Origin of the sequence: Oculatella sp. FACHB-28 (assembly GCF_014696015.1) — a bacterium.
GTDB lineage: Bacteria > Cyanobacteriota > Cyanobacteriia > Elainellales > Elainellaceae > JAAUTN01.
The window spans coordinates 64,564-85,921 of sequence record NZ_JACJPJ010000036.1; the positions used below are offsets into that span (position 1 = coordinate 64,564).

At 47.6% G+C, this 21,358-nt stretch carries 15 protein-coding genes and 2 pseudogenes; 12 read left to right on the plus strand and 5 right to left on the minus strand.

Going from position 1 to position 21,358, the window contains the following annotated elements; translation table 11 throughout:
• Positions 1-216: 216 nt before the first annotated feature.
• The 4 genes from H6F88_RS04210 (at position 217) to H6F88_RS04225 (ending at position 4,825) form a co-directional block, all read left to right on the plus strand.
• Positions 217-1,923: an ABC-F family ATP-binding cassette domain-containing protein gene (locus H6F88_RS04210; protein ID WP_190641499.1), complete on the plus strand. Its 1,707-nt coding sequence runs from the start codon at positions 217-219 to the stop codon at positions 1,921-1,923.
• Positions 1,924-2,054: 131 nt separating this feature from the next.
• Entirely contained in the window at positions 2,055-3,653 is a 1,599-nt protein-coding gene (gene gpmI / locus H6F88_RS04215) for a 2,3-bisphosphoglycerate-independent phosphoglycerate mutase (RefSeq protein ID WP_190641500.1), read from the plus strand.
• 102 nt (positions 3,654-3,755) lie between these two features.
• A complete protein-coding gene (gene secG / locus H6F88_RS04220) occupies positions 3,756-3,995 on the plus strand; it encodes a preprotein translocase subunit SecG (RefSeq protein ID WP_190641501.1) in 240 nt (79 codons plus the stop codon).
• Entirely contained in the window at positions 3,974-4,825 is an 852-nt protein-coding gene (locus tag H6F88_RS04225; RefSeq protein ID WP_190641502.1) for a peptidase, read from the plus strand. The genes secG and H6F88_RS04225 overlap by 22 nt, the downstream gene beginning before the upstream one ends.
• On the opposite strand, the gene H6F88_RS04230 is transcribed toward H6F88_RS04225, so the two are convergent.
• Positions 4,822-5,751 (minus strand): prohibitin family protein, encoded by a 930-nt coding sequence (locus tag H6F88_RS04230; protein WP_190641503.1) that lies wholly within the window; start codon positions 5,749-5,751, stop codon positions 4,822-4,824. The genes H6F88_RS04225 and H6F88_RS04230 overlap by 4 nt on opposite strands.
• A gap of 214 nt (positions 5,752-5,965) precedes the next feature.
• On the minus strand, positions 5,966-6,601 hold the full coding sequence (locus H6F88_RS04235; RefSeq protein WP_190641504.1) for a Uma2 family endonuclease: 636 nt from the start codon (positions 6,599-6,601) through the stop codon (positions 5,966-5,968).
• Positions 6,602-6,721: 120 nt separating this feature from the next.
• Between H6F88_RS04235 and ilvA the strand changes: the two genes are divergently transcribed.
• On the plus strand, positions 6,722-8,230 hold the full coding sequence (ilvA, locus tag H6F88_RS04240) for a threonine ammonia-lyase, biosynthetic (RefSeq protein WP_190641505.1): 1,509 nt from the start codon (positions 6,722-6,724) through the stop codon (positions 8,228-8,230).
• Between the two features lie 124 nt (positions 8,231-8,354).
• On the opposite strand, the gene H6F88_RS04245 is transcribed toward ilvA, so the two are convergent.
• Positions 8,355-9,965 (minus strand): WG repeat-containing protein, encoded by a 1,611-nt coding sequence (locus H6F88_RS04245; protein WP_190641506.1) that lies wholly within the window; start codon positions 9,963-9,965, stop codon positions 8,355-8,357.
• Between the two features lie 106 nt (positions 9,966-10,071).
• Between H6F88_RS04245 and H6F88_RS04250 the strand changes: the two genes are divergently transcribed.
• Together H6F88_RS04250 and H6F88_RS04255 are read left to right on the plus strand one after the other, a co-directional pair.
• Entirely contained in the window at positions 10,072-10,719 is a 648-nt protein-coding gene (locus H6F88_RS04250) for a hypothetical protein (protein ID WP_206756424.1), read from the plus strand.
• 276 nt (positions 10,720-10,995) lie between these two features.
• Positions 10,996-13,092: a CHASE4 domain-containing protein gene (locus H6F88_RS04255; RefSeq protein ID WP_190641508.1), complete on the plus strand. Its 2,097-nt coding sequence runs from the start codon at positions 10,996-10,998 to the stop codon at positions 13,090-13,092.
• Positions 13,093-13,131: 39 nt separating this feature from the next.
• Here the strand turns inward: H6F88_RS04255 and H6F88_RS04260 are convergent, their stop codons facing one another.
• On the minus strand, positions 13,132-13,395 hold the full coding sequence (locus H6F88_RS04260) for a hypothetical protein (protein WP_190641509.1): 264 nt from the start codon (positions 13,393-13,395) through the stop codon (positions 13,132-13,134).
• A 25-nt stretch (positions 13,396-13,420) separates the two neighbouring features.
• Positions 13,421-13,876, minus strand: a complete 456-nt coding sequence (locus H6F88_RS04265; RefSeq protein WP_190641510.1) for a metallophosphoesterase family protein — start codon at positions 13,874-13,876, stop codon at positions 13,421-13,423.
• 427 nt (positions 13,877-14,303) lie between these two features.
• On the opposite strand from H6F88_RS04265, the pseudogene H6F88_RS34295 reads away from it, so the two are divergent.
• From H6F88_RS34295 to H6F88_RS04295, 5 genes and pseudogenes are all read left to right on the plus strand, one after another.
• Positions 14,304-16,620 (plus strand): annotated as a pseudogene (locus H6F88_RS34295) (NACHT domain-containing NTPase).
• A gap of 1 nt (position 16,621) precedes the next feature.
• Positions 16,622-17,386, plus strand: a complete 765-nt coding sequence (locus H6F88_RS04275; protein ID WP_190641511.1) for a sterol desaturase family protein — start codon at positions 16,622-16,624, stop codon at positions 17,384-17,386.
• A 181-nt stretch (positions 17,387-17,567) separates the two neighbouring features.
• Positions 17,568-18,053: pseudogene (locus H6F88_RS04280) on the plus strand (allophycocyanin).
• Between the two features lie 500 nt (positions 18,054-18,553).
• Positions 18,554-19,045: a response regulator gene (locus tag H6F88_RS04285; RefSeq protein WP_190641512.1), complete on the plus strand. Its 492-nt coding sequence runs from the start codon at positions 18,554-18,556 to the stop codon at positions 19,043-19,045.
• Between the two features lie 653 nt (positions 19,046-19,698).
• Positions 19,699-21,273 (plus strand): B12-binding domain-containing radical SAM protein, encoded by a 1,575-nt coding sequence (locus tag H6F88_RS04295; protein ID WP_190641550.1) that lies wholly within the window; start codon positions 19,699-19,701, stop codon positions 21,271-21,273.
• The last annotated feature ends 85 nt before the right edge of the window (positions 21,274-21,358 follow it).

Below are 21,358 nucleotides of genomic sequence, written 5' to 3' on the forward strand. Positions count from 1 at the left end.
TAGGGTACCCATAGCTCCAGGATAGACGGCGACTTATAGGCAGTAGAGTAAACTTCTGGCAAAGATTGAGAGCCAACCCATGAAAGAATGTTAATGCAGTTAATATTTATGAAGCGGAACTTGTGCAATGCCTGACCTGAGCAACTAAGTTCTTGCGTCTGCTAAATTGACCGATCGCCTTTCCCCTTTTGTCCTTCACAGTCTGGAGACTCTACGATGTTGCGCCTGGAACATGTCAGCAAAATTTATCCGACGGGTGAAGTTCTCAAGGATATCAACTGGGAAGTTAAACCCGGCGATCGCATCGGTTTAGTCGGGGTGAATGGCGCAGGCAAATCAACACAGCTCAAAATCATTGCGGGTGAGATGGAGCCCACTTCTGGTCAAATCATTCGCCCCAACAGCCTGCACATTGCCTACCTGACCCAAGAGTTTGAGGTTGATCCTAGCCGCACCGTGCGGGAAGAATTTTGGACGGTGTTTACTGAAGCCAATGCAGCGCAACAGGCGATCGCCCTGGTTCAGCGGCAGATGGAAACCGCCAGCATGGAAGAATTGGATAAGCTGATTCATAAACTAGACCGAGCACAGCGGCAGTTTGAAGGGCTGGATGGTTATGGCTTGGAGGCGCGAATTGAGAAGATTTTGCCAGAGATGGGGTTTGACCCAGAAGATGGCGATCGCCTGGTGAGTGCTTTCAGCGGCGGCTGGCAGATGCGGATGAGTTTGGGCAAAATTTTGCTCCAGGCACCCGACCTACTGCTGCTGGACGAGCCGACGAACCACCTCGACCTGGAAACGATCGAATGGTTAGAGACTTATCTGAGAGGGCTGACTACACCGATGGTGATTGTCTCTCACGACCGCGAATTTCTCGATCGCCTCTGCACCCAGATCGTTGAAACTGAACGGGGCGTTTCCTCCACCTATCTTGGCAATTACACTGCCTACCTCCAACAAAAAGAAGAGGCACAACTGGCGCAACTCAGCGCCTTTGAACGGCAGCAAAAAGAACTGGAGAAACAGCAGACCTTTGTTGATCGGTTTCGGGCTAGTGCGACCCGCAGTACTCAAGCAAAAAGCCGTGAGAAGCAGTTAGAGAAAATTGAGCGAATCGAAGCTCCTACTGGCAGCGTCAGAACCCTTCACTTCCGCTTTCCGCCTGCGCCCCGTAGCGGCCGCGAGGTGGTGATCATCAAAGATCTGGTGCATACCTATGATGAAAAGATTCTATTTTTGGGAGCGGATTTGCTGATTGAACGGGGCGATCGCGTTGCCTTTGTTGGTCCAAATGGAGCAGGTAAGTCTACCCTGCTTCACCTGATGATGGGCATGGAGCAACCCACAGAAGGTGCCGTTGAGTTAGGGGATCATAACGTAATTCCTGGCTACTTTGAGCAGAACCAGGCAGAAGCGCTGGACTTAGATAAAACCGTCATGGAAACAATTCATGACGAAGTGCCCGACTGGAAAAACGAAGAAGTTCGGACATTATTAGGTCGATTTTTGTTCAGCAGTGATACCGTTTTTAAGAAGGTTTCGGCTTTAAGTGGAGGCGAAAAAGCGCGACTGGCACTGGCAAAAATGCTGCTACGTCCTGCTAACTTATTAATTTTGGATGAGCCGACAAACCATCTAGATATTCCTGCAAAAGAAATGCTAGAAGAGTCCATTCAAAATTATGATGGTACTGTAATCGTTGTTTCTCACGATCGCTACTTTATCTCTCAGGTCGCTAATAAAATCGTTGAAATTCGGGACGGAGAGCTACGGCTTTATCGGGGTGATTATCATTATTACCTGGACAAAATAGCCGAGGAAAAAGAGAAAGCTAGACTAGAAGCGATCGCTGCTGAAAAGGATGCAAAAGCTGCTGTTAAGCGCGAGAAACAAAAACAAAAAGCCAAGGTCAAAAAGGTTTAGGTGCAGCTCTAACCACAGACAGAAATACAGGAAGTACAGACAAATATCAATTTCCCCAGATTGACTTAGTCAGACTTAGGAACTCGAATGATATTATTGCTGAGAAATTATTCAACAAAAGGGCTATCTGCATGACACAAGCGCCGGTTTCTCCTGTGGTGCTAGTCATTTTAGACGGTTGGGGTCATCGGGAAGACTCCAATGGCAATGCGATCGCCGCTGCTAGTACTCCAATCATGGATAGCCTTTGGGCTGCTTATCCCCGAACTCTGATTCACACCTCTGGCAAAAACGTGGGGCTTCCCGATGGGCAAATGGGGAACTCCGAAGTGGGGCATTTGAACATCGGCGCAGGTCGAGTCGTTCCCCAAGAGCTAGTTCGCATCTCAGATGCAGTCGAAGACGGGTCGTTGTTGAGCAATCCAGCCCTGCTTAAAGCCTGTCAAGAAATTAAGCAAAGCGGTGGCAAACTGCACCTAGTTGGGCTTTGCTCATACGGCGGGGTCCATTCTCACCTCAGTCATTTGCTAGGACTGTTAGACCTGGCAAAGACCCAAAATATCTCTGAAGTCTGCGTTCATCTGACCACCGACGGGCGGGATACAAAACCGACCGATGGTGTAGCCGCGATTCAACGCATTCAAGACTACATTGCTCAAATTGGCTTGGGGCGCATCGTGACCCTGAGTGGTCGCTACTACAGCATGGATCGAGACCACCGTTGGGATCGAATTCAGCGCGTTTATGAGGTGATGACTCAAGATGGCGAAGGCGATGGTCGCACTGCATTAGAGGTGCTGAAAGCCTCTTATGCGGAAGAAGTCACCGATGAATTTGTCATTCCCACTCGCATTGCACCCGGAGCGGTACAGCCCGGAGATGGGGTGATTTTCTTCAACTTCCGCCCTGACCGCGCCCGTCAGTTAACCCAGGCTTTTGTTGACCCCAATTTCAAAGGGTTTGAGCGAGAAAGAGTGACGCCGCTAACCTTTGCCACTTTCACCCAGTACGACTCCAATTTGCCCGTATTGGTTGCGTTCGAGCCGCAAAATCTCGATAACATTCTGGGACAGGTGATTGCCCAGCATAGTTTGCGTCAGTTTCGCACCGCAGAAACGGAAAAATATGCCCACGTTACCTACTTCTTCAATGGCGGTATTGAAGAACCGTTTGAAGGAGAAGACCGGGAACTGGTGCAAAGCCCGATGGTGGCAACGTATGATCGCGCTCCTGCAATGTCGGCTAAGCAGGTGACAGATGTGGCGATCGCTGCTGTCGAAAAGCAGATTTATTCGCTCATCGTGATCAACTACGCTAACCCCGATATGGTCGGTCACACTGGCCAGATGGAAGCAACTGTGAAGGCGATCGAGACGGTTGATCGCTGCGTCGGTCGGCTCTTGGAAAGCATTGTTCGGGCTGGCGGCACAACCATTATCATTGCTGATCACGGTAACGCGGAGTACATGTACGATGAGCAGGGCAATCCCTGGACTGCTCACACGACCAATCTAGTACCCTTCATCCTGGTTGAGGGAGAGGGACGCAAGATTCCCGGACACGGCACAGAGGTTAGCTTGCGCTCAGACGGACGGTTAGCAGACATTGCCCCGACAATCCTGGAAATTTTGAAGCTGCCACAGCCTCCAGAGATGACTGGGCTCTCCATTCTGGAGCCAGTTGGATTTGAAGTCAAAGCAAACCGCACACCCGTGCGAGTTTCTCTATAGGGGCTTCACCAGGTTATTGGTGCAAGAGCGACGCTTCTGCACCAAAAAAACTAACTCATCCCTGTTGTCTGTAGAATAGAGTCAGCTATCCAGGTATCCGTTATGACGTTGACCAGTGCAATAGAAATCTTGTGGTTACTGTCCGCCGTTGGTTTGATTGTTCTTGTGCTGTTGCATAGTCCCAAAGGCGACGGTCTAGGCGGCCTGGGCGGACAGGCGCAGCTTTTTACCAGCACCAAGAGCGCTGAGACAACCCTCAACCGCATCACCTGGACGCTCACTATCATCTTTATGGGGTTGACCATTGTACTGAGTGCGGGTTGGCTAAACCCTCCCCAGTAGGATATTGCTCAAGAATGAAAGGCGATCGCCCTTCAGCTTCTTCTTTAAATCGCCATCTGAATTGCAGGTGGCGATTTTTGCCGCAGGCGAGCCTGTTCTGGAGTGGAGTGGCGATCGCCGTTCTCCTATCGATCTTTCTACATTTTCAATTTCCCATTCCTGCTCTGGCTCAGGTAGAGCCGCAACCCTCATCGCCGCTAAGTTTGCCTGCGCCCCAGGTGCATCCACTCCCGCCGACGTTGGCAGAATGGCAGGATTCCAGTAATCAAGGCGATTACTTTCCAGAAATTAGCCCTACCGAGTTGGGCTATCTGGTGTGGTCAAGGCTTCCAGTGAAAGTTTATGTGCAGCCGCCTACGGAAGAATTGGTGGGGGTTAACCGCTCTCCAGCCTGGTTTGAGGCAGTTACGCAAGCGATTCAGGAGTGGAATGCCTATTTGCCGCTAGAGCAGATTGATTCCTTTGAAGCGGCTGATATTTCTATTTGGCGATCGACCCCACCCATTGAAGGCTGGCAGGAAGGGAATCTCCGTGCCCGCTCTGCGGAAACCCGCTATCAGATTTATCGGGTACGTCCAGTAAACGCACCCGCCTATCTCACCCAACGCTTCAACATTTTGCTGCGGCCCAGCCAAACTGACCACTACATTCGCGCAGCGGCAAGACATGAGCTAGGTCATGCCCTGGGCATCTGGGGACATAGCTTGTCAGAAACCGATGCGCTTTATTTTTCGCAAGTTCGTAACCCTCCTCAAATATCAGCCAGGGATGTCAACACGCTCAAACGGATTTATGAACAGCCAACTCGACTAGGTTGGGCATTGGACTAGTTTGGGGCAGTCGAAACTTGTGGGGCTGAAGATTGTCCCGCCAAGTCTGAATTCAGCTGAAACACCAGGGGCGCTCCGCCTTCGCCACCACCAATCACAACTACTTTGGCATTGTCAGACGTAGCTAAACTTTCAGTTGCCTCGATCGCCCTCAACTGCAAGGCTTCAGCCGTCAAACTTTCAGCCACAATTGCCTGAGCATCTGCTACGCCTTGCGCCTCAACTCGTTTGCGTTCTGCCTCTTGGCGTTCGCGCTCCAGGGTAAACGCCATTTGCTGACTTTCCTGTTCCGCGCTTAGCTTTTCTTGAATTGCAGCTTGCAGTGTTTCAGGCAAAATCGCCTCTCGCAGGTAAGCGCCTTCTACGCTAAATCCTAACGGTTCAAGTTGTTCACTCAGTCGTTCTTGCATTTGCTCCGATACTTCCTGCCGTCGGCTAGAGTAAACCGATTCGACTGGATAACTTGCCGTGATTTCTCGAACGATAGAGCGAAACCGAGAGCGAACAATTTCTGTTTCATCATCCCCAATCGACTGGTAGAAATTAACGACCTGCTGGGGTTCCAAGCGATATTGCAAACTAACATGCAGATTGAAGGTCAACCCTTCCTGGGAAGTCACCTCAATCTCTTCGGTCACGTCTCTGAGGCGAGTTGAGAAAACTTCTAAATCAGAGAATGGATTAACCGCATGAATTCCCGGAGTGAGAGGACGCTCTGCAACTTTACCAAAGGACTCTACTACTCCAACATTGCCAGCCGAAATGATCCTTAACGTGCGTGAGAAACAAACCAGAATTGAAATTAGCCCGATGAAAGCGGCGATCGCCTGCACGCCAGAACGATTGCGAGAACTCGTCATCTTTTTGCTAGAGAAATAAACCAGTAGCGCAACTAGAGTCGTCAAGAGAGAAACAACAAAAGCCATAAACCTCTTCTAAGTAAAGATGAAAGGTCTAGCCAAACTCTTCCCACAACCCACACTAGATACAACAATTGCTCCTGAATAAATTTCGGTTTAACCACAAATTTATAAAGCTGATACCGTTTCTACATTAAGGCTGCATATTTTGGAGCGTGCTCCGCGTACGCAGAGCACGCTCCAAAATATGCAGCCTTAAAGAGAATTAGTATGAGATAACTTAAAGCTGAGATAAGAGCCAGGCACTCACTTTGCCATGATTCATCTGGCGGCTGCGACGCAGTGCTTCCTCCAGTAGTCCTATGTCTAACCCTGAAAATACCTGGGATTGGGCAATCCTACGGCTACCTCCGTTTTGCACCTCAAAGGCGATAATTTGTACATTCTGCACATCAATAATCCAGTACTCTCGCACCCCTAGCGCTTCATACAGCAACCGTTTTTCACCTTTGTCATCTGCTAAAGAAGAATAAGCGACTTCAACTACCAGATCAGGCGGCGGGTAGACATCCAGGTCGATAATTGTTGCTTCCCAGGGTACTACTTCTGCATTCGCACCCAGGTAAAAAGAAACGTCGGGTTGAGCCTCTTCACAGCCCATTTTGCGATAGGTGCAGTTGTCATGTCCGTCTAAGTCAATTCCTCGCACACTAGCGAACAGGGCGATCGCACTAATCACAATGAAATGATCGCGTGAATGGGGATTACCAAGAGGAGACATTTCGAGCCTCATGCGTCCGTTGTAGTAATAGCCTTTGGTTTCCGCATGGGCAGGATTATCAATGACCTGAAGGTACTCTTCCCAGGACGCATTCACCCAAGTGTCGGTTGGCATCTTTGCCTGTAGCTGACTCATCGCGGCACTTTAGCGACTGATATTTCTTGCTTCAGTCTAAAGCAGTTTACCTTTGGATAAGGCACCCCTTCTATAGAGTAGAATTGCCTATATTAAGCATTTGCCAACCCTCATCTCCTCATGCCTGACTACCTGGAACGTATCCTGACTGCTCGTGTGTATGATGTGGCTCAGGAAACGCCGCTCGACTATGCGCCAAATCTGTCTGCTCGGTTGAACAATCGGCTTTTGCTGAAGCGGGAAGATATGCAGTCGGTGTTTTCGTTTAAGCTGCGGGGTGCCTATAACAAAATGGCGCAACTGCCGCCAGACGTGCTGGCGCAGGGAGCGATCGCCGCTTCTGCGGGAAACCATGCTCAGGGAGTTGCCCTTGCCGCTCAACACTTGGGTACACGAGCGATTATCGTCATGCCCGTCACCACTCCTCAGGTCAAGGTCGATGCGGTCAGAGCCAGAGGCGGAGAAGTGGTGCTGTACGGCGATACTTTTGACGAAGCCTATGCCCATGCCCGTCAGCTTGAAGCAGAAAAAGGGCTGATTTTCATTCATCCGTTTAATGACCCGGATGTGATTGCAGGACAGGGCACGATTGGAATGGAGCTGTTGCGACAGTGTCAGAAGCCCATTCATGCAATCTTTGTGGCGATTGGCGGTGGCGGTTTGATCTCTGGAATTGCCGCCTACGTAAAACGCTTGCGTCCTGAAATTAAAATTATTGGGGTTGAACCCGTTGATGCAGACGCAATGTATCAATCGCTCAAAGCCGGACATCGGGTGCGATTGCCTCAGGTTGGCTTGTTTGCCGATGGAGTTGCGGTGCGGGAGGTGGGTGAAGAAACCTTTCGCCTGTGCCAGCAATATGTAGATGACATCATCCTGGTAGAAACCGATGATATTTGCGCTGCAATCAAAGATGTGTTTGAAGACACGCGATCGATCGTAGAACCTGCTGGAGCACTGGCGATCGCCGCTGCCAAAGCCTACGTGGAGCGAGAGCAAATTACAGAGCAAACCCTGATCGCGATCGCCTGTGGCGCAAATATGAACTTCGATCGCTTACGGTTTGTGGCAGAACGGGCAGAACTGGGCGAACGCCGCGAAGCTATCTTTGCCGTCACGATTCCTGAAGAGCGGGGCAGCCTGCGTAACTTCTGTGGATGTATTGGCAGACGCAATCTCACCGAATTTAACTATCGGATTGCGGATGAGCAGGAAGCTCACATTTTTGTGGGTGTACAAATTGAGAACCGGGCTGATGCCGTTCGGATGGCTGAAACCTTTGAAGCAAAAGGATTCAAAACCCTTGACCTAACCGACGATGAGTTAACCAAACTGCATCTGCGGCACATGGTAGGCGGGCGATCGCCCTTAGCTCACCACGAGTTACTTTACCGTTTCGAGTTTCCTGAACGTCCTGGTGCCCTGATGAAGTTTGTCGGCTCCATGCACCCCAACTGGAATATCAGCATGTTCCACTACCGCAACAACGGTGCAGACTACGGGCGGATTGTCGTGGGAATGCAGGTGCCACCCCACGAAATGGAGGAGTGGCAAACCTTCCTGGATACCCTGGGTTATCGCTATTGGGATGAGAGCCAAAATCCGGCTTATAAGCTGTTTTTGGGGTAGACGATGTTTGAAAAGCTGAATCGTAACCCAAGATATGTAAGGGCTTGGCATTCGGCGGATAGCTCCGGAATAGACCGAGATTCTTTGCCCGAACGCTAAGCCCTTACAGGGACATTCGCTAATTTTATCGAGGCACCCGAATGTACCCCCACTTGCCTCCCTGCAAATTGATGCTGTAAAAACAGCCGTCACTGTGAGTGCAACCCGTTTGCTCTCTAACCCAGGTGCCGCCGACGTTCACCTTGGCTAAACCTGCCGAAACGCTATGTAAAGCCACTGCATTAGGTATTACGGTCCATCGACCGGAGCGATCGACAAAACCAACTTGATCGCCAATACGAGCCATCGCGATGCCACCCGAGAAAGCAGTCAATACGCTGCCTCGGAATTCGTAATTGGGAAGATAGAACTGGGCTGGAATCACGGTATTGCCGTTGCGATCGATGTAGCCCCAGCGGTTTGGCGCATCAGCTACATTCATTTCAACGGCGGCTAAGCCTTCAGAAAAAGGTTCAGCATTAGCAAATTGGGGCTCAACCACCATTTCACCGCTGCGATTGATGTAACCCCAATAGCCGCTGGTTATCTGCACAGGGGCTAATCCGTCAGCAAAAGTCTTCGCGTCCCTAAATTGAGGTTCAATGGCGATTGCCCCTGTCTTATCCATGTAGCCCCAATTGCCATTAACGCTAAAACTAGCCAACCCTTCTGAAAAAGCAGTGGTGCTATACAGTCGGGGCTGAATCACAAACTGCCCTGTTTTATCAATAAAGCCAACTTCACCATTATTGGTAAAAACTCTCGCTAGTCCGTCTGAGAAGCCTTCTGGAACATAGTTGAACTGCGGCTGAATGACGAGTTGCCCAGTTCGGTCAATGAAGCCCCAACGCTCTCCTACCCGAACAGCCGCCAGTTCTTCTGAGAAGGGCAACGCTTCATCAAACTGCGGTTGAATCACAATGGTTCCTTGCGTGTCCATGTAGCCTAGCTTGCCATTTACGTAAACAGTTGCTAAGCCTGCTGAAAAGTGAGACACACCACCCATCTCGGGTGGAATTGCAAACAGGCTGTGATCGCCCCCCACATATTCCAAAGGAACGGTACGCGGTAAGTTAAGGGTCTGACACAGCAGCGCTGCTACTTCACCTCTTGTTGTAGGCTGATTGGGGCGAAGCTGACGCACATTAGGATAGTTGACCACAATGCGTCCAACGGTTCCCGCAGCGATCGCCCGTCGTGCGTAAGCTGGTACCTGCTGGGCATCGTCAAAATATCGCTGTAGGGTTACTTCTGCTGCTTCAGAGCTACTCATGTTTGCGGCATTGGCGAGGATGGCGATCGCCTGAGTCCGAGGAATTGGCTGTGACGGTTGAAAGCTGCCATCTGGATAGCCAGAGAAAAACTGCCGCGCATAAGCATCTCGAATTGCCCGATAAGCCCAGTGGCTAGACGGCACATCGCTGAAAGCAGGCGCTTGTCGAGTTGGCTCAACCCGCGAGAAGGCATTGAGCATCAGAATCGCAAACTCTGCACGGGTGACTGTCGATTGAGGTCTGAAACTGTTGTCAGGATAGCCACTGACGAGGCGCTGACTCGACAACTGGTTGATGCAGGGATTTGCCCAATGGCTTTGCGTATCAGAAAAAGCAAGGGCGATCGGGCTAACCATACCCCATAGAGTGACAGTCAGGAGTGAAACTTTACTTCTCAGAAGAATCGGTTTCAATAGATTCATAACCATAAATTGAGATGGATGAGGGTGTTCGTCACAAAGCACAGAACTTAATATGCTCTCTTCAAACGTTAAGATCTAAATTTCGCCTGTGAGTGTATAAAAATTAATGGTTAAACCGATAGCTAAAATACTCACTTTTGCAGTTCTGTTGATCTGCTTGACCTGCTTTTTGACCTTCTCCTTGTCCAACCAAGCTGCTTGGGCATTCACATCTACACCGTTACTCACTCTAGAGGACTTGCCGCCTGGGTTTACTTACTATTCGAGTGAGGGGATGCAAAACAGCTCCTCCGGGGCGATCGCCAACTGTGAGGCGGCTGAAGCTCAGGGATATGCCTTTGCCTTGCAGCAAGACGGTGAGATCATTGAACGGGTTTGTGTGACCTCATCGCCAATCAGCAATATCTTTGGGGATAGTGAGTCAAATTCTGCTCTTGGTGAGGCATTTTTGGATGCCATGTTAAGCAATCCAGATGCATTATCTCAACTGTTGGGGCAAGAAAAACCGGCAGATTTAGAATTCCTGGAATTAAAAGGTATTGGTGATTCAGCAGTTGGGTTTAGAGGAACAGTAGAGGCGATCGGTGCAGCAGACATCGGGCTATTTCGCAGAGGTGCAATGCTCAACACCGTGTTTATCATTCACCCAAATCATCCAACGCCGCTTACATCTCTGCAAGAAATTGCGTCCAAGTTAGACGAACAAGTGAAGCTTTCTGTAGGAGAAAGCCCGTTCACACCCGCAACAAGCTAGATTCAAACTAGAAACTAGATCAGTGTGCGACCTACTAGAGAACTAGCTTGATAGATCCCTTCTTGCTTGGTTTCGGTTAGCTAATATATCGGTTATATCAGTAGGTTCTATTTTCATAGCGAAAGAGCAAATATAGGTATCAGTTCAGGTAAAGTACCTCAGTTATGTTCTATATGAAAGCGGGTGCGATAGAACGCTTGATTGAGCAGGGTTTTTCATCTACTTAAGGTTAAGTCAAGCAGAACGAGATTGCCGTAATGGTAAGGAACTAATGCTGTGACGCTTCGCCACAAGACGCTCTTGATCATTGCGGCTACTTTGCTGGGTTTGCTGCTGGTGCTGTCGCTGGTTCTCTCCCGGATTTGGTTGACCGGGTTTGAACGGGTTGAAATACAGCAGACTTACCAGAATGTTCAACGAGTCTCAGATGCGATCGCCAATGATATGGCAGAGTTAGAGGCAATGGTAGGGGATTGGTCGCCTTGGGATGAAACCTATCAGTTCATTGAAGATCGCAACGCAGCATACATTGCAGGAAATTTAGATAACAGTTCCATTGCTAATTTCAAACTAAATCTTGTTGTTTACATCAACCAAGCTGGGAAGATTGTTTTTGCTCAAGGTTTTGATCTTCAAAAGCATGAAGTCACTCCTTTGCCCTCAGGCTTACAAGAACACCTGACTAATCATCCCCGTTTGGCGCGTCACGCTGAACTTGAGAGCAAACTGAGCGGCATTCTGATGCTGCCCGAAGCCCCCTTTCTAGTTGCCTCACAACCGATTCGACGCAGCGATCGCTCTGGCCCCATACGAGGCACTTTAATTTTTGGACGATGCCTGGATGCATCTAAATTTAAGAAGCTGGAAGCATTAACTCACCTATCGATCGCTGCTTTTCCTGCACAACAGCCCTTGCCTGAGGACTTTCGGGCAGCACAGATGGCTCTAGGTGACTCTTCATCCATTTATGTAGAACCCCTAAGCCGCGATCGCATTGCTGGCTATACTCAAATCCGCGACATCTACAACAATCCTGCTCTGCTGATACGGGTAGACAGTGAGCGAGACGTTTATCACAAGGGGCTAAGAAGCTGGAGGTACTTGATTCAAGTCCTATTCTCTACTGGTTTGCTGTTTGGCATCGTCACCCTAGTGCTACTAGAAAAGCTCGTTTTATCCAGACTAACCAGGCTGAGCCGGGAAGTTAGCAATATTCGTGATACCGAAGACTTATCCTTGCGCTTACAGGAGGGTGGTCGCGACGAGCTGTCCCGTTTGATTAGGATGCTCAATCAGTTGTTAGTCACATTAGAACACTCTCAGCAAGCATTGAGTCAATCCAAAGAGGAGTTAGAGCAACGAGTTGAACAGCGTACTATCGACTTAAGACGCACCAATGAAGACCTGTTGGCAGAAATGGCAGAACGTCACCAGGTGGAACTGCAACTGCGTAGCTCAGAAAACTATCTGCGAACATACGCTCAGCAGCTAGAACAAGCTCTATGGCAACTGAAAGAAACCCAAACTCAGCTCATTCACAGTGAGAAGATGTCTTCTCTCGGACAGCTTGTCGCAGGCGTTGCCCATGAAATTAATAATCCCCTAACTTTCATTGCGGGCAATCTCACTTATGCCAACAGTTACATTCATGATTTGCTGGGGTTGCTGGAGCGCTATCAACAACACTATTGCTGCCCTGCACCCGAAATTCAGGCAGAAGCTAACTCAATCGACCTGGATTTCTTGATAGATGACCTGCCCAAGCTGCTGTCCTCTATGGAGGTTGGAGTCGATCGCATCCAAGAGATTGTTTTGGCATTGCGAAACTTCTCTCGCATTGATGGTGCAAATTTCAAACCATCCGACCTGCACGAAGGACTTGAAAGTACGCTGCTCATTCTGCAAAGCCGACTTAGAGCCAAGTCAGGATTTGCTGGCATTACTATCATCAAAGAGTATGGTGATCTGCCTTTAGTGGAGTGTGATGCCGGACAGATTAATCAAGTTTTTATGAATATTCTGAGCAATGCAATTGATGCACTAGAGGAATATCAGCAGCACTTTCAGTTACATCCGGAGCTATCAGCAACAATCTGGATCAGAACTCAGAGGCTCAATTCTCAACGGATTGCTATTCGGATTGCAGACAATGGGTCAGGTATTTCCGAAACCACTCAACGTCAATTGTTTGACCCTTTCTTCACGACTAAATCGGTCGGTAAGGGAACAGGGTTAGGGCTATCCATCAGCTATCGGATTATCACCGAAAGGCATGGAGGAAACTTACAGTGTATTTCCACACCGGGGCAAGGAGCTGAATTTATCATCGAGTTGCCAATTCAACAGGAGGTTTTGAATGAGGAGCACAATTAAGAATTAAGTTGCTGGGGCGCTCCTAAATTTCCAAACAAATCAAAGGGCTGATTGCACTCGTTGAATCAACTCATCTAGATGCTGTTCACAGAATTGTTCTGCTTGCTCTAGGGGAATCCCTCGTTCAACCGCATAGGTTTCGAAGGCATTGTAAATCATCGCTTTGGATATCTCTTTTTCTGCTTCTCCAACTGCCCAACGATGTTCAATGCAGCTTTGAATGATTAGATTCACCAGTTGTTGCTCTTGGCGAAAATCAGCCAGAAGCTGCTCAGCAACGCTTTGGGGAGAGAGGTCGGACATTGAATCAGTCACTCAAAAACTCACTTTATACGGCCAGTTCCACAATTTCTGCGTGGACAGCTTTTCCCTCTACGCGCAGGTGAGCCACTGAGATCGGTAACTTAAATCGTCGTGGCCCAGCACTTCCTGGGTTGAGAAAAAGAATTCCATGGTTTTCTACAATCGACGGCTTGTGGGAATGTCCGCTAATCACAACCTGTACACCGGTGGTTTCAAACAGATTGAACTCTCGTCCGATGTGCAGGATATGAACGGATACATCTTCAATTTTGAGAGTTTGACGTTCAGCGATCGCCTTTGCCCATTCATCCGTATCATTGTTGCCACGCACTGCAACTACAGGGGCGATCGCTTCCAACTCTGCCAAAACTTCCGGGTTACCAATATCCCCCGCATGAAGAATTAGCTCAGAATTTGCCAGAGCCGCTACTGCTTCAGGGCGCAACAGCCCGTGTGTGTCAGAGATTACGCCAACCTGCATGTCTTCCTCAGAGTGTTCAAAATTGCTTCCTGATCGTGATTTATCGGGATTTCCTTTCTCTAGTGTAGTTCTCAGATCTATTTGGCAAAAAAATTAGGGGTATAAGATTGCGATCGCCATGTTTTAATTCGTTACAAAATTGAAATTTGACGTTAGCCTACCTCCTGATGATGTGAAAGCCAAATCAACCGAAAATACTGAAGCGAGGAGCAAAAAAGAACTTTGAGAGAGTTTTCTAGAAAAACAGGGATTATTTTTTGCAGCCGAAAGTTTGATTTGATTTCAACCGGATGAGAATTAACGCAGTGTCTTTAGGATATGTATTATTTCACTACCTTGAAAGGCAGATAACATAAAAGAACCCGTGAAATGCCTATTTTTTATAAAAGTTTAAATTTCTCAGCCTAAGATATGAGCTATTTATTTTATGGTCAAGCGATCGCTCCGAGTATCCCTTTCTGGTATTCAACAGGCTAAACGAGCCTTTGCTCTCAAAGGCTGGACTCAGGAAAATTTAGCAGGGGAGGTAAACCTAAAGACCCGCCAGCCGATCTGGCGATTTTTCACGGGGCAACCTGTTGATCGCCAGGTTTTTCTATCTATCTGCTCGATCCTTGACTTAGATTGGCGAGAAATCTCAGACAGTCCGCCGGTCGATTTTTTAGACCCTGGAGAGATAGGTGGGACTATTCCTCTAGATATTGATCGGTTGACGCAACAGGTGCGATCGCAACATCGAGATACCATTCAAACCCAATGCGGAATCTTCAGTTGCTCGACATCAGCCATCCAGTTAGCCTGGATGACATCTATGTGGATGTAAATATTCTGGAGGAAATTGCCAGCCAACAGTGGTTTGAAATTGCTGATTTGCAAAACTTGAAGCCCACCGAATTCGATCGCGTAGGTTTGGGAGCGGTTGAGCAAAAGCAAATACCAGGAATGCAGGCGGTTGAAACCTACTCAAAGCTGAGGGTATTGGGCAAACCAGGCGTAGGCAAAACCACTTTTTTGCAGCATCTAGCGATTCAGTGCAACCAAGGTGAGTTTGCTGCCCATCAAGTGCCAATCTTCATTGCCCTGAGAGATTTTGCTGAAGAATCCAGAGATACAGGCAAGTTTAGCCTCTTAAGCTATATCCGTCAGACCTTTCTCACCACCGGAATTTCAAACCCGTCGGTGCTGGAAGCTCTGCTGCAAGCGGGGCGAGTTTTGCTATTGTTGGACGGCATGGATGAGGTGCTGAATCAGGACATCACACCAGTTCTGAGAGAGATTCGCAAATTCTCTAACCAGTATCACCGCAACCGATTTGTTGTGTCCTGTCGCACTGCTGCCCAACGGCTGCAGCTGCAAGGGTTCACGGATGTAGAAGTCGCTCCCTTTACTCAAGCTCAAATTATTGTCTTCGCGCAAAAGTGGTTTTTGGCGCTCACCCAAACAACAACTCGATCAGGACAGGAGCAGGCTGCTCAGTTTATTCAGAAGCTAGACTTGCCAGAAAACTGGCAGTTTCGGCAACTGGTGGTCACCCCTTTGTTTTTGCATCTCGCCTGCTGGGTGTTTCATGGTCAAGAAAAGTTTCCAACTAAGCGAAGTGAGTTTTATAAAAAGGGTTAGATCTGCTGCTGGGCCAATGGGATGAAGCGAAAGGAGTTGAACGCGATGATGTGTATCGAGGGTTTTTGTTACCCCAAAAACTGAGGCTGTTGAGTCAGCTAGCAGCAGTAACCTTTGAACAGGGGCAGTATTTCTTTGAGCAGCGCACGATCGAGCAATATATCGGTGACTATTTGCGGAACTTGCCGGGTGTGCCCTTAGAGCCAGAGGAATTGCAACTCGAAAGCGAGGACATGTTAAATGCGATCGAGGCACAGCACGGGTTATTGACCGAGCGGGCAAGAGGAATTTTTTCGTTTTCCTATCTGGCATTTCAAGAATACTTCACGGCGCGCAAAATTGTTGCCAGCCACAACTTGCGGGCACTAGAGCAAACCCTGGGAGGACTGGTCAGCCACATTACCGATCAGCATTGGCGCGAAGTTTTCTTGTTGACAGCTGCCATGTTGCGGAGTGCCGATTCCCTGGTGCAGTTGATGAAGCAACAGATTGATGGATTGGTTGCTCAAGACCCCTATTTGCAGGAATTTTTGATGTGGGCTAGTCAAAAATCCCAAACCCTTTCATCTCAACCCAAAGTTGCAACTTCACGAGCGTTTTACCTTGCTCTTGCCCAAAATCCCCATACAGCGACTCACTTTGCTTTAGCTAGTACCCTTGATCAAGGGATGTTTTTAGATGCGGCATTAGACAATTTACTGCTAGAGTGTGCCATTAATCACAGTCAGGATTTTGCCCATGCGAATGCGTGTGGCGAAGCACTTAACAACATTATGGTAATGGTTTTAGATGCGGGATTTTACAAGTCGCTCCAACAGTTGAGAGACCAGTTACCCTCTCCTAATCAAAATCAAGAACGGTTTCAGGTTTGGTGGCAAACTCACTATTCTGCCTGGATAAAACAATTGCGGGACACAACTGCCGATTACCGAAATATTCACCATTCCTGGCAGTTTAGCCCTGAGCAAAAGCAAGTGCTGCAAAGCTACTACGATGCCAATCAGCTTCTAGTCGATTGCTTGAATAGTAACTGTGAAGTCACAGCAGCAATCCGGCAAGAGATTGAAACTACATTGCTGCTGCCTCAAAAGGAATTAGAGGATCGGGAATGGCAAGGAGATTAAATTGATCAGTCACTCGTTTGGATTTTACGGTATTGCTTCTTTTGGAATTATTTTGTTGCGATATTTTCTGGTGGCAGGAGGAACTTACTTATTGTTCTACTCGCGATTCAGTCAATCCTTTGTTGATCGTAACTTGCAACACCGAACTCCTTCTTGGCGATCGATTCAACGCGATATTCAACTCTCTGTTCTTTCAGCAGGGGTGTTTGCGCTGGCGGCAGCATTTACTCTATCCGCTTACAGTTGGGGCATTACTCGACTGTATAGCCACCCTCAACAGTATGGGCTGTGGTATCTGGGGATGAGTTATGTCGCGGTGTTAGTTCTCCAAGATACCTACTTTTACTTTACCCATCGCTTATTTCACCACCCAAATCTCTTTCCCTGGCTGCACCAGGGACATCATCGCTCGCACCATCCTACCCCGTGGACTTCATTTGCCTTTGACCCCTTAGAGGCAGTTGTTCAGTCCTTTTTCCTGATCGGCATCATTTTTGTTATACCGTTGCATTTCGTCACGCTGATTGCGGTTCTCACAACGATGACAGTATGGGCAGCATTAAACCATCTTGGAATCGATCGCTTACCCGCTTCATTTCCTCACCACTGGTTTGGTCGGTGGTTTATTGGACCTGCCCATCATTCCATTCATCATCTCAAGTACACCACCCATTACGGGCTGTATTTTACTTTTTGGGACATCTTACTCGGCACTGATGATCCTAGCTATAGGAAGAAAATTAGCGATCGCCAGCCTAGTCTTTGATGCATGAATTCAAAAAATTTCTAACCTATTATGTTGGAGTTAATCAACTCATTCACGAAATCAAACGCTGATCTGTCACCTTGGTGATTGACCGAGAGCAGTGAACGAGCCAATCCGTGAGACTAATTGGGGGTTGGCGAACTAGATTCGGCTTTCATTTCAATCTTTAAGGAGCTGACTCATGAGTGTTATCAAAAAATTAATCGTGGATGCTGATGCCGAATGTCGCTATCTCACACCGGGAGAGACGGAGCAAATCAAGCGTTTTGTGGTGAGTGGCGATCGCCGCCTGAAACTGGTCAGAGTTTTAACGGAAAGTCGCGATCGCATTATTAAGCAAGCCGCCAACCAATTATTCCAGCGTCGTCCCAGCCTCGTCTCACCCGGTGGTAACGCTTATGGTGAGGCTATGACTGCAACTTGCCTGTGAGATTTAGACTACTACCTGCGCTTAATTACCTACAGCGTGGCGGCTGGAGAAACAACTCCTCTTGAGGAAATTGGGGTAATTGGAGTCCGCCAAATGTATCATTCTCTCGGCACTCCCATTGATGCTGTAGCTGAAGGCGTGCGGGCAATGAAAGGTGCCACAACCACAATATTGTCGCCAGAAGAGTCTACTGAAGTTGGTTCTTACTTTGACTACTTGATTAACGCACTTCAATAGCTGTATCTAATTTCATTTCCTCAGGGGTTCAGTGCAAGACTTGAAGCGCTGACAAACTTCTCTTATTGCGTTATTCCATCCCGAATCGAGCTGTAGTCAATCAAGTCTTACAGTAAATCAAACAGCACCGCTTCAAAGTACTAGAAAAGCCAGCTAAACCCGCTTTACCCAAGGTTTAGAATGCAAAGTTTCAGAATACGGATGATTCAATGACCCCTCACACAAGGCTACTGAAACAGTTGTCCAAACAAACCTTTCTAAGGGGGGATTGGCAAGCTGATCCTATTAATCTTGATCAGTTTATGAGTAGTAGACGACTATGCCCGTGTTGCTCAAATGTTTTGCTCCGTCATGTTTGTTTTGGTAGGTTTTACTGGCGTTGTAGGCATTGTCACCAGGTAATACCAGTCATAAAAGACAGAATTACATTTGCCACTTAAACAAGCTTGTCGTATCAGTTCATTTGCTCCAATCTTCATCATTACAAGCGAGGAATCAATATGTCGATAACGAATGAACTCTTGCTTAATCCTGGTTTACTTAAAAATGTGGAAATCCTTGTAGTAGACAACGACCGCGACAGCAGGGATCTGTATGCTTGTCTACTAGAAAGCTATGGGGCAAAAGTGACCACAATTAGCTCAATCAAATCTGCATTAGACTTTTTAGACTGGTACATTCCTACCATTCTGATTTGCGACATAAGATTTCTGGGCGAAAGCATTCATCCACTCATTCAACACGTCAGGCATTTTACGCTCAGCACGGGCAGAATGCTCCCAATCATGGTTACTTCGGCTAGTTCTCTCACAAGCTTTGCTCAACAGCGGAGATTGGAGGTTGAAGCATATTTGCTCAAGCCTATTGACCTTAACCGCTTTGTCCAGGAGATCTGGAAACTGACACTCCTATCCAGTGTTGCCTATCCGCTTAACCTTCAAGATTGGAGCACATTGTGTTCGAGTGTTGAAGTCAGTTGTATCGATGCATGAAGTCTTTGTCTCCAGTTGGTTTTCTACTTGCTTCGATCGCTGTAGTCACCTGGATCAACGGACGCAAATAGACCCTTCTTTTATCTCACGGGAATGTTACTGCTATTAGCCCGGCCGTTGTTGACAGACTTTTAGCAGTACCAATTCTGATTGCAAAATTTCAATACGTTCTGATGCAACTCATACAATTCAAACACCTGCATCAACATTATTTCAATCGTTCCTATGCGATGTTGCTTAACAGTATAAAAATGATGCTTCATCTAAATTTAGCTTCAACTCGAAATCATGACTTACTTGCTTTCTCTTTTAACGACTGAATCTTCTCAAGAAGCTGCTCAGATCCTTTGCTATCACATGAATGACACAAACAATATTCAAGTCATTCGGGTGATGGTGGGGTGAAGTGTCATTTTGAGCGGGTCGTTTTCCCCGAAGAGCGTGTTTTGTTTGAAGCATCGTTAGAATCTTACTTAGAAATCTATTCATTCCTAATTAATAAGACAAAATCAAGAAAAATTGACTGCAAATCTTTGCAATTTGATGACGGATTCGGTCTTCAAAAAACTTTTTAATTAAAGTTTTTAGGCTAGATTTCTTAGGCTAAATTCTTATGGATTAGAAACACTATGGCAATTAATAAAAGCAGTACCATGCGAGTTTTGTTACTTTATCCTCTTTTTCCAAAATCATTCTGGTCTTTCGACAAGGCTCTTGAACTGATTGGGCGCAAAGTTTCTCTGCCGCCGTTGAGTTTGACCACTGTTGCAGCTATCCTGCCTCAAACTTGGGAGTTTCGCCTGGTAGACCGAAATGTTGGTTATGAGAGTGAAGCAGATTGGTACTGGGCAGATCTGGTGATCGTCTCCGGCATGATTGTGCAAAAAGAAGACATGCTGCATCTGATTGAAGCAGCAAAGCGACGGGGCAAACGAGTTGCAGTTGGAGGCCCTTACGTTACTTCTGTTCCTGATGCTGCACGAGCGGCTGGAGCCGACTTTTTGGTGTTAGATGAGGGTGAAATTACCTTACCCCTATTAGTCGAAGCTCTGGAACGAGGAGAGACTACAGGAGTTTTTCGCTCCAATGGTGAAAAACCAGATGTCACAACTACCCCTCTTCCGCGATTTGATCTGCTCAACCTAAACGCTTACAGCGATATGTCAGTCCAGTTTTCGCGGGGTTGTCCCTATCAGTGTGAATTCTGCGACATTATTGTGCTGTATGGACGAAAACCTCGCACGAAGACACCCGCGCAACTCTTAGCAGAGTTGCAAAAGCTCTACGACTTGGGATGGCGGCGATCGATCTTCGTTGTAGATGATAACTTCATTGGCAACAAACGAAATGCCAAGCTAATGCTGCGAGAACTAGCTCCCTGGATGGCAGAATGGGGCTATCCCTTCAGTTTTTCAACCGAAGCCTCTGTCGATTTGGCACAAGATCAGGAATTGCTAGATTTAATGATTGCTGCAAATTTCGGTGCTGTCTTTTTGGGAATTGAGACTCCAGATACTGATAGCCTGTCTCTGACTCAAAAGTTTCAAAATACGCGCAACTCGCTAATAGAATCTGTTCAAACTATCAATCGAGCGGGACTGCGAGTGATGGCAGGATTCATTATTGGGTTTGATGGCGAGAAATCAGGGGCAGGCGATCGCATCATTGACTTTGTGGAAGCTACGGCTATTCCCCAGGCTCATTTCAGTATGCTGCAAGCCTTACCCAATACTGCTCTATCGCAGCGCTTGCAAAAAGAAGGAAGATTACTCGAAACGGGGGAGGCTAATATTCATCAAACCACGTTAATTAATTTTGTTCCTACCCGTCCCCTAGTAGAGATTGCTCACGAATATGTCCGCTGCTTTTGGGATTTATATGAACCCGATCGCTACCTGGCACGGGTCTATCGCCATTTCATTGACATGAAACCCAAACCTCATAAGAAAAAATTCAAGCTGCCAGCACTCATAGACCTGCGAGCCCTGTTCATTATTTGCTGGCGACAAGGGTTAAAACGCAACACCCGCTGGCAGTTTTGGCAGCAGTTGTTTTCAATCATTCAGCATAATCCAGGCGTATTCAAACACTACCTGACTAATTGCGCGCATCTAGAACACTTCATCGACTACCGCCAAATTGTGCGAGATGAAATTGAAGCTCAACTAATTGATGATTCGCCCATCGAATCGAAAGCCACTGAGTTGATAGCACCTCGATCAGCCTAGGAAAAGCCTTGCAGATGCTTTGCGATTTCAGCAGCTTCAACTAATGGATTAATTTTGTTTTTAATAACCACAACCTATAGAGTGT

What these genes read in the sequence shown, in the direction of transcription:
- H6F88_RS04210 (WP_190641499.1), top strand. Translation starts at nt 217, where the DNA reads ATGTTGCGCCTGGAACATGTCAGCAAAATTTATCCGACGGGTGAAGTT.
- gpmI (WP_190641500.1), top strand. Translation starts at nt 2,055, where the DNA reads ATGACACAAGCGCCGGTTTCTCCTGTGGTGCTAGTCATTTTAGACGGT.
- secG (WP_190641501.1), top strand. Translation starts at nt 3,756, where the DNA reads ATGACGTTGACCAGTGCAATAGAAATCTTGTGGTTACTGTCCGCCGTT.
- H6F88_RS04230 (WP_190641503.1), bottom strand. Translation starts at nt 5,751, where the DNA reads ATGGCTTTTGTTGTTTCTCTCTTGACGACTCTAGTTGCGCTACTGGTT.
- H6F88_RS04235 (WP_190641504.1), bottom strand. Translation starts at nt 6,601, where the DNA reads ATGAGTCAGCTACAGGCAAAGATGCCAACCGACACTTGGGTGAATGCG.
- ilvA (WP_190641505.1), top strand. Translation starts at nt 6,722, where the DNA reads ATGCCTGACTACCTGGAACGTATCCTGACTGCTCGTGTGTATGATGTG.
- H6F88_RS04245 (WP_190641506.1), bottom strand. Translation starts at nt 9,965, where the DNA reads ATGAATCTATTGAAACCGATTCTTCTGAGAAGTAAAGTTTCACTCCTG.
- H6F88_RS04250 (WP_206756424.1), top strand. Translation starts at nt 10,072, where the DNA reads ATGGTTAAACCGATAGCTAAAATACTCACTTTTGCAGTTCTGTTGATC.
- H6F88_RS04260 (WP_190641509.1), bottom strand. Translation starts at nt 13,395, where the DNA reads ATGTCCGACCTCTCTCCCCAAAGCGTTGCTGAGCAGCTTCTGGCTGAT.
- H6F88_RS04265 (WP_190641510.1), bottom strand. Translation starts at nt 13,876, where the DNA reads ATGCAGGTTGGCGTAATCTCTGACACACACGGGCTGTTGCGCCCTGAA.
- H6F88_RS04285 (WP_190641512.1), top strand. Translation starts at nt 18,554, where the DNA reads ATGTCGATAACGAATGAACTCTTGCTTAATCCTGGTTTACTTAAAAAT.
- H6F88_RS04295 (WP_190641550.1), top strand. Translation starts at nt 19,699, where the DNA reads ATGCGAGTTTTGTTACTTTATCCTCTTTTTCCAAAATCATTCTGGTCT.